Source organism: Raineyella sp. LH-20 (assembly GCF_033110965.1).
Taxonomy (GTDB): Bacteria; Actinomycetota; Actinomycetes; order Propionibacteriales; family Propionibacteriaceae; genus Raineyella.
The window spans coordinates 3,190,062-3,202,569 of sequence record NZ_CP137003.1 but is presented as its reverse complement, the minus strand read 5'-3'; the positions used below and the strand labels follow the sequence as shown (position 1 = coordinate 3,202,569).

Genomic DNA, 12,508 nt, shown 5'->3' with positions numbered 1-12,508 from the left:
GGCGACTCAGGCGTCCAGGTCCCACACCCAGGGCGCACGGGGAAGGGCCGCCGGATCGAACCGAGCCAGCAGCTCGGCGGCCGTGACGGGCTCGCCGGCCTCGGCCAGCCCGAGCGAGGCGCCGAGCATGGATCGCACCGCGTCGGCTCCGATCCCACGGGTCGCCAGGCGGCTCAGCGTCACCGCCCCGTCGCGCTTGGCCAGCCGCTGGCCGTGACGGTTCACCACCAGCGGAACGTGCGCGTACGTCGGTGTCCGGCCGCCCAACTGCTCGGTGAGCCACGCCTGGCGCGGGGCGGACGACAGCAGGTCGTCGCCCCGCACCACCTGGTCGACACCCTGCGCGAGATCGTCGACGACCACGGCGAGGTTGTAGGCGTACGCCCCGTCGTTGCGCCGCAGGACGAAGTCGTCCACCGGCCCGCCGAACCGTCCGGCGAGCGTGTCGACCACCTCGACGGTGACGTCGCCGCCCCGCACCCGCAGCGCGGCGGGACGCCGGGCCGCCCGCTCCGACTGTTCGATGGCGGTGAGCCGCCGGCAGGTGCCGGGGTAGGCGCCGGGCGGGGCGTGCGGCGCACTCACCGCCTCGGCGATCTCGCGACGGCTGCAGAAACAGGGATAGCTGCCGGGGCTCTCGGACAGCCGGGCGACCGCTGCGGCGTACGCTTCCAGCCGCTGCGACTGCCGGACCACCTCGCCGTCCCAGTCCAGACCCAGGGCGTGCAGATCCGTCAGCTGGCGCTCGGCCACCGCGGGGTCGTGGGCCACCCGAGCGGTGTCCAGGTCCTCGATCCGCACCAGGAACCGTCGGCCGCTGTGCCGGGCGAACAGCCAGGCGAGCAGCGCGGTACGCAGGTTGCCGACGTGCAGGTCCGAGGTCGGGCTCGGCGCGAACCGTCCGGCCCCGGGCCATGGGCGTCCCGTCACGCCGGGATCGGACGGTGTCGGCGTGGTCACGGGAAGCTCCTCCGGTGGTCGCAGGCGGGCTGTTAGTCTCGCAGTGAAGGGTAGACCGGGGGGACAGGGGAGCGAGGATGGCGCCGAACAACGCCGAACGCCGGGTCGTGCTGACGATGCTCCTGCTCGGTGCTCCGCAACCGCTGACCAAGGCGCGGATCCGTCAGCTCGTCGACGGTTATGCCGGCCTGTCGGACGCGGCGTTCAACCAGGCGTTCGAGCGCGACAAGCGGGCGTTGCGGGTGGAGATGGGCCTGCCGATCGAGACCAGCGGCATCGGGGAGGACGAGGGCTACCGCCTCACGGTCGGCGACTTCGCCCTGGCTCCTGTCGATCTCACTGCGGAGGAGGCTGCCGCGGTCGCCCTCGCGGCGCGCACCTGGCGCGAGGCCGGGATGGCCGCCTCCTCGCAGCGTGCCCTGATGAAGCTGCGTTCGATCGGCGTCGAGCCGGACACCGAAGCGCTCGCGTCGCTCTTCGCCCCGAGCGACGTCGCCGACACCCGGCCGGCCGCCACCCAGGGACTGGCGGTGCTGCGCGACGCGATCACCAACCGGCGCCGGGTCAGTTTCGACTACACCGGCCGCGGCACCCGCCACGTCGAGCCGTGGGGCCTGGCGATGGCCCACGGCCAGTGGTACATGGTCGGGGCCGACCTCGACCGCCACGCCACCCGCCGGTTCAAACTGGCCCGGATCCGCGGCACGGTGAAGCCCGGGAAGGCCAACTTCGCCTTCCCCGAGCCCGATCCGGAGGCGGTGCGTCAGCTCGCCAGCGAGGTCTCCTCACAGCGTACGGAGGACGAGGCCGTGGTCGCCGTCCGGGTCGGCCGGGAGGCCGCGCTGCACCGGCCGCTGACTGTCGCCGATACGTCGGCGCCGCCCGGGTATCGCGCCTGGCGGGTGTCGTACGCCTACCGGCAGGGCTTCGTCGGTGAGCTGGCGATGCTCGGCACCGACGTCATGGTGCTGTCTCCGCCCGCGCTGCGTACGCAGCTGGTCGAGCACCTCACCGCCCTGTTGGCGGAAGGAGACGATGATGAGCACCGCCGCTGAGCAGGTCCCGCGACTGCTCGCCCTGAGCACCTGGCTGCGTGGCCAGATGGAGACGACGGTGGAGGAGGTCGCCCGGGAGTTCGGGGTGAGCACCGAGCAGGCCCGCGACGACGTCCGGCTGCTGACGATGTGCGAGATCCCCGGCCAGCTCGGCTTCTATCTCCTCGACGTGGACTTCGACGCGTTCGAGGACGGCGTGATCCGGCCCTCCGTGGACAATGCGCCGACCCGGCCGGCCCGGTTCAGTCCGGACGAGGCCGTCACCCTGCTGGTCGGGTTGCGGGTGCTCGCCGAGACCTCGGCCGACCGGACCGCCGCCGTGATCGAGTCCGCCCGGGCGAAGATCGCCGCGGCGGCGGGGGAGCATGCGGCGATGGCCGACCGCTTCCACCTCGCCGTCGCCTCCGGCGCTCCCGACGTCCGCGAGGCGGTGGCGCAGGCTCTGGCGGAGCGGCGCAGCCTGACCCTCGAGTACGTGGACGCCCAGGGCCGCGTCACGCAGCGTACGGTCGACGGACTCACCACCCGGGTGGTCGACGGCTACCACTACCTGGAGGCGTGGGACCTGGACCGGGCCGACCGGCGGTCGTTCCGGATGGACCGGATCCGCACCGCGGCAGTGCTCGCCCGCGCGGCCCTCGACCACGGCGACGTCGAGCGGGTGCCGAGTTGGACCCGACGACTCGAACAGGCCGACCAGATCACCTTGTGGGTGGGCAGCCCCGCCGCCTGGCTGGTCGAGTACTACCCGACCACGCTGATCCGGCCGGCGACCGCCGAGGACGCCACCCGGGCGGGGCGTCCCCTCGCGGAGGGGGACCTGGTCGTCGCCCTCGGCGTACTGGACCCGAGCTGGCTCACCGGGCTGCTGTTGCGGTTCGGCGCCGAGGTGGTCCTGCTGGACCCCCGCGAAGCTCGGGAAGGGGCGTTGGAACGGGCCCGCGCGGCCCTCGCTCTCTACCGCGACGCCGAGGGCTCCGGGAGGTCCGGGACCAGCGGTCCACGGGCTTGTCCGACGGACGATCCTGGCGCGCGGGTCGGGTAGGCTCGGCCGCATGATCTGGGTCCTCGTGGTCGTCGGTGTCGCCGTCCTCGGACTCATCGGTCTGGCCTCGTACGCGGTCTGGATGTGGCACAAGATCCAGGACCTGCTCAGCGAGGTCGACATGGTGGGGCGCCAGGCTGAGGAGATTCTCAGCCTCATCGACGAGGTGACGCCCCTCGCCAGCGAGGGTCCCGGTGCCCGGCATGAGGCAGCGCCTGTTGACGTTGCGGAACGCGTACCATCGGGTCAGGCGGATCTGGAGTTCGATCCCGACTTCAGGGGATTCGCGCCGCGACACGTCATCCACCGTCACTGAACGAAACAGAGGTTCCTATGTACTCCCTCGCTCTGGCCGGGCTCGGCGGCCCCGAGCTCCTCATCATCCTGGCGATCGTGCTGCTGCTGTTCGGTGGCACCCGCCTGGCCGGCCTCGGCAAGAGCACCGGCCGTGCCATCCGTGAGTTCAAGGAAGAGACCAAGGGTGTCCGCGGCGAGACCAAGGCCGTCGGCAGCGCCGATGTGAAGCCTGCCGCCGACGAGGTGTCCGGGACCGCTGAGGTCCACGACGCCGAGATCGTCGACCCGGAGCACAAGAAGGACCGCTGAGTCCCGTGGCCGATTCGCTCGACCCCGCAGGGTCCGCCTCGGTCGACGCTGTCGGACCCGACGGGGCGGAGCCGGAGACGGCTGTCGGACCGGACGGATCGGCTCCGCCGTCGGTCGCACCGAAGAAGCGGCGACTCGCCTGGCTCCGACCACCGGCGATCTCCGAGGACGGCCGGATGACGCTGTTCGACCACTTCCGGGAGCTGCGCTACCGGGTGATCGTGATCGTCATCGTCGTCCTCATCGGGATGGCGCTCACCGCCTTCTTCTACAACGACCTGTACGAGTTGCTGCTCCAGCCGTACCAGCGGGCTCTGGAGCAGATCAACCAGAGCCGTCCCGACCAGCAGGTGATGGTCGTCAACGCGGGTGTTGCCGCGCCGATGACCCTGGCGATCAAGATCGTCGCCATCGCCGGCACCGTCCTCACCAGCCCCATCTGGCTGTACCAGATCTGGGCCTTCATCGCTCCCGGTCTGCTGGTCAAGGAGCGGCGCTGGGCGCTGGCGTTCATCGGGGCCGGGGTGCCGCTGTTCCTGGCCGGCGTGGCACTGGGCTACTGGGTGCTGCCCAAGGGCCTGGTGGTGTTGTTGAGCTTCACACCGCAGAACTCGCCGGTCGCGAACATGGTCGAGATGGTGCCGTTCCTGACCTTCATGATCCAGATCATGCTCGTCTTCGGCGTGGCCTTCCTGCTCCCCGTGGTGATCGTGGCGCTGGATCTCGCCGGGGTGGTGACCGGTGCCCAGCTCGGCGCCGTACGGTCGTACGCCATCGTCGGGATCTTCATCTTCGCCGCCGTCGCCTCACCGTCGACCGACCCGATCTCCATGCTGGCGTTGGCGGTCCCGATGACAGTGCTCTACGTGATCGCCGAGGTCATCTGTCGTGTCAACGACCGGCGTCGGCGGGTCCGGCTCGCGGCTGAGGAGGCTGCCGACCTGGCATCCCGGGCCGGGGCGGTCAGTGACTGACGCAGCCGTCCTGACACTGGTGGTCAACCCCAGTGCCGGGCTCGGGCGCGCTCGCACACTGCTCCCCAGGGTGGTCACCGAACTGGTGACCTCCCTGCCGGGCGTCGACGTACGGGTCCACCTCGCTGCGAGCTTCCCGGAGGCCGCCGCGCACTGTCGCCGCGCCGTCGCCGACGCGCGGCCGGCGGAGGACGACCGGCGGGCCGACGCGCTGCTGGTGATGGGCGGCGACGGGATGATGCACCTGGGGGCCAACGCCTGCGCCGGCAGTGCGGTGCCCCTGGGCCTGATCCCCGCCGGCACCGGCAACGACTCCTGTCGCGGCCTCGGCCTGCCGCCGGCCAACCCGGTGGCGGCCGCCCGACTCGTCGTCCGGGGCGCCACCCGGCGGATCGACCTCGCCCGGGTGACCGGCGACCTCGTCGACCACGGCCTGGCGGATCACGGCACCGAGCGGGTCCTCTCCGTCGTCTCGAGCGGCTTCGACGCCCTGGTCAACCTGCGGGCCAACCGGACGACCTTCCCGCGGGGGCGGCTGCGCTACGCCTGGTCGGCCACCGTCCAGCTCGCCCAGTTCGAGCCGCTGCCGTACCGACTGGTGATCGACGGGGAACGCCGTGACATCCCGGCCATCCTGGTCGCCGTCGGCAACGCCGGCTACGTCGGTGGCGGGATGGCGATCTGTCCCGATGCGGACGTCTCCGACGGCATGCTCGACCTGACGATCGTCCACCCGGTCAGCCGCGGCACATTCATCCGGCTGCTGCCGGCGCTGTTCACCGGCGCCTTCGTCCGCGATCCCGCGGTGGAGCAGCTACGGGCCCGCGAGGTGGTCATCGACGGCGACGGCCTCTACGGCATGGCCGACGGCGACGAACTGGGCCCGGTGCCGCTGACCGTCACCGCCGAGCCCGACGCGCTGACCATCTTCACCCCCGCCCCCCGCGCGCTATCTTCGGGGCATGGCAGAAGCTGAGGACCTCTCCCCGGCCGAGGCGTTCGCGCGTTTCCGGCACCAGCAGGCCTTTCCGGAGCTGCGGGACTTCTCCCGTGACTACAGCTTCGACTTCGACCACTACCAGGTCGAGGCCTGCCAGGCGGTCGAGGGCGGCTCCGGGGTGCTCGTCGCCGCCCCGACCGGTGCCGGCAAGACGATCGTCGGCGAGTTCGCCGTCCACCTCGCGCTGGCCCAGGGACGCAAGGCGTTCTACACCACCCCGCTGAAGGCGCTGTCCAACCAGAAGTACAACGACCTGGTCGACCGGTACGGCGCCGAGAAGGTCGGCCTGCTCACCGGCGACTCCTCGATCAACGGGGACGCACCAGTGGTGGTGATGACCACCGAGGTGCTCCGCAACATGATGTACGCCGGCTCGTCGACCCTGCGCGGCCTCGGGTTCGTCGTGATGGACGAGGTGCACTACCTCGCCGACCGATTCCGCGGCCCGGTGTGGGAGGAGATCATCATCGGCCTGCCGGACTCCGTCCAGCTGGTCTGCCTGTCCGCGACGGTCTCCAACGCCGAGGAGTTCGGTAACTGGCTGGCCGAGGTCCGGGGCGAGATGGAGGTGGTCGTCTCCGAGCGACGCCCGGTGCCGCTCTACCAGCACGTCCTGGTCGGCAACAGGTTGATGGACCTCTTCGCCGACCTGGCACCGACCGCCGACCTGGCCGACCAGGCGACGACGTACGACGTGAACCCGGCGCTGGTGCGGATCGCCAGGGAGGAGTCCCGGGTGGTCCGCGACGATTCGCGCCGCCCCCGCGGACGGTCCGGCAAGGGCAAGCGGTCCTCGGCCGGGGCGACCCGCTACGGCGGCGGGGCGGCGCGCGAGCACCAGGAGCGGTCCCGCTACCGACCGGCCCACCGGGCCGAGGTGGTCCGGGTCCTCGACCGGGCCGACCTGCTGCCGGCGATCGTCTTCATCTTCTCCCGGCAGGGCTGCGACGCCGCAGTGCGCCAACTGCAGTCCGCCCACGTCCACCTCACCCGCCCCGACGAGGAGGCGGCGATCCTCGCCATCGCCCAGCGCCACGTCGAGGGATTCAGCCCCGAAGACCTGCAGGCGCTGGGCTACGAGCTGTTCCTGGACGGCCTGCTGCGGGGCGTCGCCGCCCACCACGCGGGCGTCCTGCCGGCCCTCAAGGAGTGCGTCGAGGAGTGTTTCGAGCAGGGGCTGATCAAGGTGGTCTTCGCCACCGAGACGCTCGCCCTCGGCATCAACATGCCCGCCCGCTCGGTGCTGATCGAGAAGCTGGTCAAGTACAACGGTGAGGCCCACGTCGAGATCACCCCGGGGGAGTACACCCAGCTCACCGGCCGGGCCGGCCGGCGCGGCATCGACGTCGAGGGCCACGCCGTGGTGGTGTGGCAGCCCGGGATGGACCCGCGGGCGGTGGCCGGCCTGGCGAGCAGGCGGACCTACCCGCTGCGTTCCGCGTTCCGGCCGACGTACAACATGGCCGTCAACATGCTCAACCGGATGCCGCGCAGCCAGGTGCGTACGGTCCTCGAGCTGTCCTTCGCCCAGTTCCAGACCGACCGGTCGGTGGTCGGCCTGGCCCGCAAGCTGGCCCGCAGCAGCGGGGACTACGACGACCTGGCCGGCCAGGCGGCGTGCGAGCTCGGCGACTTCATGACGTACGCGCGGCTGCGCGACGAGATCCACCGGATCGAGACCGCGGCGGTCAAACAGGACAAGATGCAGCGTCGTGAGGAGACCGAGCACCGGGTGGCCGGCCTGCGCCCCGGCGACATCGTCCGGGTGCCGAGCGGCCGCAGCCAGGGCTGGGTGGTCGTGCTCGACAACGCCCACCTGGACCCGCAGCAGGGCCCGCGCCCGACGGTGATGACGCCGGACCGGCAGGTGCGCCGACTGTCACTGACCGACTTCCCCGCGCCGCCACAGGTGGCCGGCACGGTGCGGATCCCCAAGCACTTCCAGTCGCGGGACCCCTCCCACCGACACAGTCTCGGCGCGGCGCTGCGCCAGCGGCTGGACGAACTGGACACCGCGCCGCGGCCGGTGCGGGCCGCGGGATCGCTGAACGAGAAGGAACGGTCCCGGATCGCTGCCCTCCGTGAGGAGCTCGCCGACCATCCGTGCCACGCCTGTCCCGACCGGGAGACCCATGCCCGGTGGGCGGAGAAGGCGCTGCGGGCCGAGCGGGACGCCCGTGCGCTGGAGCACCAGGTGGCGCGGCGCACCCGATCGATCGCCGACCGGTTCGACAAGATCTGCACCGTCCTCGGCTCCCTGGGCTACGTACGCTCCGTCGGCTCGGATGACCTGGAGGTGACCGCCGAGGGCCGTACGCTCGCCCAGATCTACTCCGAGGCCGACCTGGTGGTCGCCGAGTGCATCCGCGACGGTGTGTTCGACGGGCTGTCCGCCCCGCAGCTCGCGGCGGTGCTGTCGGTCTTCACCTACCAGCCCCGTAAGGGGGACGAGCACCGCTCCCAGCGGCTGCCCGACCTGCCCAGCCACGAGGCCTTCGAGCACGCCGGGCGGATCGCCCGTCGGATCGCCCTGGTCGAGCGCGACGCCCGGCTCGAGGCGAATCTGGAGCTCCCGCCGGGGTTCGCCCGGGCGGCGTTCGACTGGTGCGCCGGGGAGCCGCTGGCCGCGGTGCTGGAGCGGGAGGAGATGAGCGCCGGCGACTTCGTCCGCTGGGCCCGGCTGGTCGTCGACCTGGCCGACCAGGTCGCCACCGGCGCCGGCCCGGGGGACCTGCGGGAGACCTGCCACGAGGTGCGGCGCCGGATGCAGCGCGGCGTCGTCGCGGCGGCGGTCTCGGCCCCCGAGGAGGAGGGCGAGGACGACTAGGCTGACCCCCATGAGTGTTGCCATCCGCGTCATCCCGTGCCTGGATGTGCACGACGGACGCGTCGTCAAGGGGGTCAATTTCCGCAACCTGCGCGACGCCGGTGACCCGGTCGAGCTCGCCGCCCTGTACGGGCGGGAGGGGGCCGACGAGGTGACCTTCCTCGACATCTCCGCTTCCCGTGAGGGCCGGGAGACCACCCGCGACGTCGTCCGACGGACCGCCGAGACGGTGTTCATCCCGCTGACGGTCGGCGGTGGCGTCTCCTCACCCGACGATGTCGACGCGCTGCTGCGGACCGGTGCCGACAAAGTGTCGATCAACACCGCGGCCATCCGGCGCCCCGAGGTGATCCGCGAGATCACCGAGCGCTTCGGCAACCAGGTGCTGGTGCTGTCGGTGGACGCCCGTCGCGAGCCGGGGATGCCGTCCGGGTACGGCGTCACCACCCACGGCGGCACCACCTCAGCCGGCCTCGATGCGCTGGAGTGGGCTTGCCGCGGGGTGGAGCTGGGGGCGGGGGAGATCCTGCTCAACTCGATGGACGCGGACGGCACCACCTCCGGTTTCGACCTGCAGATGCTTGCGGACGTCCGGCGGGTGATCGACGTCCCGTTGATCGCCTCGGGCGGCGCCGGCACCGTGCAGCACTTCGTGGAAGCCGCCGATGCGGGGGCGGACGCCGTCCTCGCGGCGAGCGTGTTCCACTTCGGGACACTCACCGTCGGTGAGGTCAAGGACGCGCTCGCCGCGGCGGGCCACACCGTCAGGAGGGCGTGAGATGGGGCTGGCATGGCTGCCGTACGCGGATCGGGAGGAGGCGGAGGCTCACCTCGGGTCGCTTCCCGAGGGCGTCGACGTGGATTTCTTCACCACCGAGGACTGCGCCGGTGACGCGATTCGCTGGCCCGACACGCTCGGCGAGGTGGAGTTCCTGGTGCTGCCCTACCTGACCGGCTCCCTGGGGCTGTCCCGCGCCGCCGAGATGCCTCGGCTGAAGGTCGTCCAGTCACTGCTGGCCGGCTACGAGGACCTGGTGCCGCTCGTCCCGGACGGCGTGACGTTGTGCACCGGTGCCGGCATCCACGACACCTCCACCGCCGAACTCGCCCTCGGACTGGCCCTGGCCAACCTGCGGGCGATCGACGTCCATGCCCGCAACGGCGCCGACCCCGCGCGACGGTGGAGTCGCGCGTTCGGCCGCTCGCTGGCCGACCGACGGGCCCTGATCCTCGGCTATGGGCGGATCGGTCACGCGATCCGGCGTCGGCTGGAGGGCTTCGAGACCGCCGGGATCACCCTGGTCGCCCGGCGGGAACGCGTCGGCGACCTGGCCGGCGGCGAACCGTACGTGCATCCGTTCGAGCACCTGCCGGAGTTGCTGCCGGTCACCGACGTGCTCTTCGTCATCGCCCCGCTCACCGAGCAGACCGAACACCTGCTGGACGCCGAGGCCCTCGCTCTGCTGCCGGACGGCGCGCTGGTCGTCAACGTCGCCCGCGGTCGGATCGTCGACACCGAGGCGTTGCTCGCCGAGTGTGCGAGCGGTCGGCTGCGCGCCGCCCTCGACGTCACCGACCCGGAGCCGCTGCCGGCCGACCATCCGCTGTGGACTACTCCGGGGGTGACCATCACCCCGCACGTCGGTGGCTGGTCCGACGCTTTCCAGCCGCGGGCCGACGCGCTGATCGGCGCCCAGCTCCGTCGCTGGGCCGCCGGGGAGCCGTTGAGGAACGTTCTGTGACGCCGGCGGGGGAGACGGCACCGGCGGAACGGCCGGTGCCGGTGGAGCCGCCTGTGCGGGCGGAGCAGCGTGTGCCGGCGGAGCAGCGTGTGCCGGCGGAGCAGTCTGGGTCGGGGGAGTCCGGACCGGTGGGGGAGTCGGTGGCGGAGCGGCCGTCCGGACGGCCGGGGCTCGAGGGCCGGCCCGCCGGCCGGGTCGTACGTTTCCTGGTGGAGTACGGACTGCCGTTCGCGGTGGCCGTGATCCTGGTGCCGTTCATCATCAGCGGTGGTCGCCCGTGGCCGTGGGCGCCGGCGATGATCGACCTCGACGTCTACCGGTTCGGTGTCCAGTCGTTGCTGTCGGGTCAGGGCATCTACGACGTGTTGAGCCCGGGCTGGAACCTGGCGTACATCTATCCGCCGTTCGCGGCGATCATCATGCTGCCGCTGGCAGTCGGCCCGGTGTGGCTGTGGCGCCTGCTGTGGATCGCCCTGCTGGTGTGGGCCCAGCAGTCGGTGCTGCGCCGCTGCGGCGTGCCGCGCGGCGGGGTCCTCGGCCTGGTCGGCGCCACCGCCCTGGTGGCTGTCGAACCGTTGCGGACCACCCTCGGCTACGGCCAGGTGAACACTCTGCTGATGGCCCTGGTGGTGCTCGACCTGCTGCCCGACCGACGCCGCCGCTGGCCGCGGGGCGTCGGCATCGGCGTCGCCGCCGCGATCAAGCTCACCCCAGCCCTGTTCGGTGTCTTCGCCCTGTTCGCCCGGCGGGCTCGGATCGCCTGGACCAGTGCGGCGGCGTTCGCGGTGGCCACCCTGCTCGGTGTCCTGGTCCTGCCGAGGGAGAGCCTGCGGTTCTGGACCGGTGACATCCCGGCCGGCACCTCCGGGCCCCAGTACGTCGGCAACCAGTCGATGTCGGGCCTGGCCACCCGGTTCTTCGGGCTCGACCTGCCCGGCCGGGCGGCCGGTGTGCTGCTCGGGGTGCTGGTCGCCCTGCTGGCGATCGTCGTGGCTCGGTACTGGTGGCTGACCGGCCACCGGGTCTTCGCGCTGGCCCTGGTGGGCCTTGCCACGAACCTTGCCTCGCCGCTCGCCTGGACCCACCACTTCGTCTGGGTGCTGCCGCTGCTCGTCGCGGTGATCACCGACACCGGCCTGCCGACCTGGGTCCGCCGGATCGGGCTGGCCTGGGGGGTGTGGATCAGCATCCAGCTGCCACTGACCGTCCTGCCGTACACCTTCGACGCCGCGGCGCACTATACCTTCGGCCAGGATCTGCTCGCCAACGTCACGCCACTGGTCGGCCTGGTGCTGTACGTCGGCCTGTTCGTCGCACTGCTCCGCCGGCCGCGCGGTGAAGCCGCGGCGTACGCCCGGGCGGTCGAGGAGGCGGATCGATCGGAGACGGTGGCTCCGGTCGGCTGATCGCCCGCTGATCGCCGCCTGATCGCCCGGCGGGAGTCAGCCGGCGTCCCGCGGCTGCAGGATGCGGGCCGGCAGCCGCTCCCAGGTCTCCCCGGAGGCGGCCATCTGCCAGAACGCGACCTCGTGGTACATCGAGTCGGCGAAGGCACGCTCCATCCGGGTCCGTTCCTCCGGGCCGGCCGCCGCGGCGAGCGCGTCGATCCGGTCGCGGTAGTCGGCCACCAGGGCCTGGCAGTCCTCGGAGGCGTAGAAGTCGAACCAGGCCCGGAACGGGTGGTCCGGCCCCGGCGCCTGCTCGCGGAAGGCGCGCAGCGCCGCCCAGGTGTACGTCCACTGGCAGGGCAGCAGGGCGGCCATCAGCACCCCGAGGGTGTCGTGGCCGGCCAGCTCCATGTGGTCGGCGTACGCCTGGGACGTCGGCGTCAGCCGGGACGCCTGGCAGGCTTCGTAGTCGACGCCGAAGTGCTCGACCAGTGCCCGGTGCGCGTCCGGCTCCTCCTCGAGCATCAGCCGTGCGCCGTCGAGGAAGAAGGCGGTCCAGTCGGTGTCCGGCGCCATCGCCATCCCGAGTCCGTAGCACCGCAGGAACGACCGCAGGTACTGCACGTCCTGGCCGACGTAGTGCACCACCGCCTCCTTCGCGGCCGTGGCGTCGAGCAGCCCCCGGAAGAACGGATGGGCCCAGAACGCCTCGAACAGGTCGGCGTACGTATCGCGCAGCGTGGCGGTGAAGGGCATGCCGCCACCCTAGGGCAGCCGCCGTGCCCGGACGTCCGGACTGCCCGGTCACCGTCGCCGTGACCAACATCACATCCACATGCTGGGAATCCTTGCGGATCGGTTGACAGGATCATCGCCGGTGCGGGAGTGTTCTTTCCGTGCTCGGCTTGATT

12 protein-coding genes are annotated in these 12,508 nt (G+C 71.8%); 10 read left to right on the top strand and 2 right to left on the bottom strand.

Features of this window, described 5'->3' with window-relative positions; translation table 11 throughout:
* Nucleotides 1-6: 6 nt before the first annotated feature.
* On the bottom strand, nt 7-960 hold the full coding sequence (gene gluQRS / locus R0146_RS14140; RefSeq protein ID WP_317690497.1) for a tRNA glutamyl-Q(34) synthetase GluQRS: 954 nt from the start codon (nt 958-960) through the stop codon (nt 7-9).
* 77 nt (nt 961-1,037) lie between these two features.
* Here gluQRS and R0146_RS14135 point away from each other — a divergent pair, with 77 nt between their 5' ends.
* From R0146_RS14135 to R0146_RS14090, 10 genes are all read left to right on the top strand, one after another.
* Nucleotides 1,038-2,015 carry a helix-turn-helix transcriptional regulator gene (locus R0146_RS14135; protein ID WP_317690496.1) on the top strand — a complete coding sequence of 326 codons (978 nt, stop codon included), beginning with the start codon at nt 1,038-1,040 and terminating at the stop codon, nt 2,013-2,015.
* On the top strand, nt 1,999-3,060 hold the full coding sequence (locus R0146_RS14130; RefSeq protein WP_317690495.1) for a helix-turn-helix transcriptional regulator: 1,062 nt from the start codon (nt 1,999-2,001) through the stop codon (nt 3,058-3,060). Before R0146_RS14135 ends, R0146_RS14130 begins: the two co-directional genes overlap by 17 nt.
* A 10-nt stretch (nt 3,061-3,070) precedes the next feature.
* Entirely contained in the window at nt 3,071-3,376 is a 306-nt protein-coding gene (locus R0146_RS14125; protein ID WP_317690494.1) for a hypothetical protein, read from the top strand.
* Between the two features lie 17 nt (nt 3,377-3,393).
* Nucleotides 3,394-3,666, top strand: coding sequence for a twin-arginine translocase TatA/TatE family subunit (gene tatA / locus R0146_RS14120; protein ID WP_317690493.1), 273 nt, complete (start codon nt 3,394-3,396; stop codon nt 3,664-3,666).
* 5 nt (nt 3,667-3,671) lie between these two features.
* Entirely contained in the window at nt 3,672-4,640 is a 969-nt protein-coding gene (gene tatC / locus R0146_RS14115; protein ID WP_317690492.1) for a twin-arginine translocase subunit TatC, read from the top strand.
* The gene (locus tag R0146_RS14110; RefSeq protein ID WP_317690491.1) at nt 4,633-5,616 is read left to right on the top strand and encodes a diacylglycerol/lipid kinase family protein; all 984 of its coding nucleotides are present in this window, start codon (nt 4,633-4,635) and stop codon (nt 5,614-5,616) included. The genes tatC and R0146_RS14110 overlap by 8 nt, the downstream gene beginning before the upstream one ends.
* On the top strand, nt 5,603-8,467 hold the full coding sequence (locus R0146_RS14105; RefSeq protein WP_317690489.1) for a DEAD/DEAH box helicase: 2,865 nt from the start codon (nt 5,603-5,605) through the stop codon (nt 8,465-8,467). The genes R0146_RS14110 and R0146_RS14105 overlap by 14 nt, the downstream gene beginning before the upstream one ends.
* A gap of 10 nt (nt 8,468-8,477) precedes the next feature.
* Complete coding sequence (hisF, locus tag R0146_RS14100) at nt 8,478-9,245, top strand: imidazole glycerol phosphate synthase subunit HisF (protein ID WP_317690488.1); 768 nt, start codon at nt 8,478-8,480, stop codon at nt 9,243-9,245.
* Between the two features lies 1 nt (nt 9,246).
* Nucleotides 9,247-10,209, top strand: coding sequence for an NAD(P)-dependent oxidoreductase (locus tag R0146_RS14095; protein ID WP_317690487.1), 963 nt, complete (start codon nt 9,247-9,249; stop codon nt 10,207-10,209).
* A gap of 128 nt (nt 10,210-10,337) precedes the next feature.
* On the top strand, nt 10,338-11,615 hold the full coding sequence (locus R0146_RS14090; protein WP_317690486.1) for a glycosyltransferase 87 family protein: 1,278 nt from the start codon (nt 10,338-10,340) through the stop codon (nt 11,613-11,615).
* Nucleotides 11,616-11,651: 36 nt separating this feature from the next.
* Here the strand turns inward: R0146_RS14090 and R0146_RS14085 are convergent, their stop codons facing one another.
* Entirely contained in the window at nt 11,652-12,353 is a 702-nt protein-coding gene (locus R0146_RS14085; RefSeq protein WP_317690485.1) for a TenA family protein, read from the bottom strand.
* Between the last annotated feature and the right edge of the window lie 155 nt (nt 12,354-12,508).

Bases quoted from the DNA above. Each gene is read 5' to 3' on its own strand.
- tatA (WP_317690493.1), top strand. From the start codon at position 3,394: ATGTACTCCCTCGCTCTGGCCGGGCTCGGCGGCCCCGAGCTCCTCATC.
- R0146_RS14125 (WP_317690494.1), top strand. From the start codon at position 3,071: ATGATCTGGGTCCTCGTGGTCGTCGGTGTCGCCGTCCTCGGACTCATC.
- R0146_RS14135 (WP_317690496.1), top strand. From the start codon at position 1,038: ATGGCGCCGAACAACGCCGAACGCCGGGTCGTGCTGACGATGCTCCTG.
- hisF (WP_317690488.1), top strand. From the start codon at position 8,478: ATGAGTGTTGCCATCCGCGTCATCCCGTGCCTGGATGTGCACGACGGA.
- R0146_RS14095 (WP_317690487.1), top strand. From the start codon at position 9,247: ATGGGGCTGGCATGGCTGCCGTACGCGGATCGGGAGGAGGCGGAGGCT.
- R0146_RS14130 (WP_317690495.1), top strand. From the start codon at position 1,999: ATGAGCACCGCCGCTGAGCAGGTCCCGCGACTGCTCGCCCTGAGCACC.
- R0146_RS14105 (WP_317690489.1), top strand. From the start codon at position 5,603: ATGGCAGAAGCTGAGGACCTCTCCCCGGCCGAGGCGTTCGCGCGTTTC.
- R0146_RS14085 (WP_317690485.1), bottom strand. From the start codon at position 12,353: ATGCCCTTCACCGCCACGCTGCGCGATACGTACGCCGACCTGTTCGAG.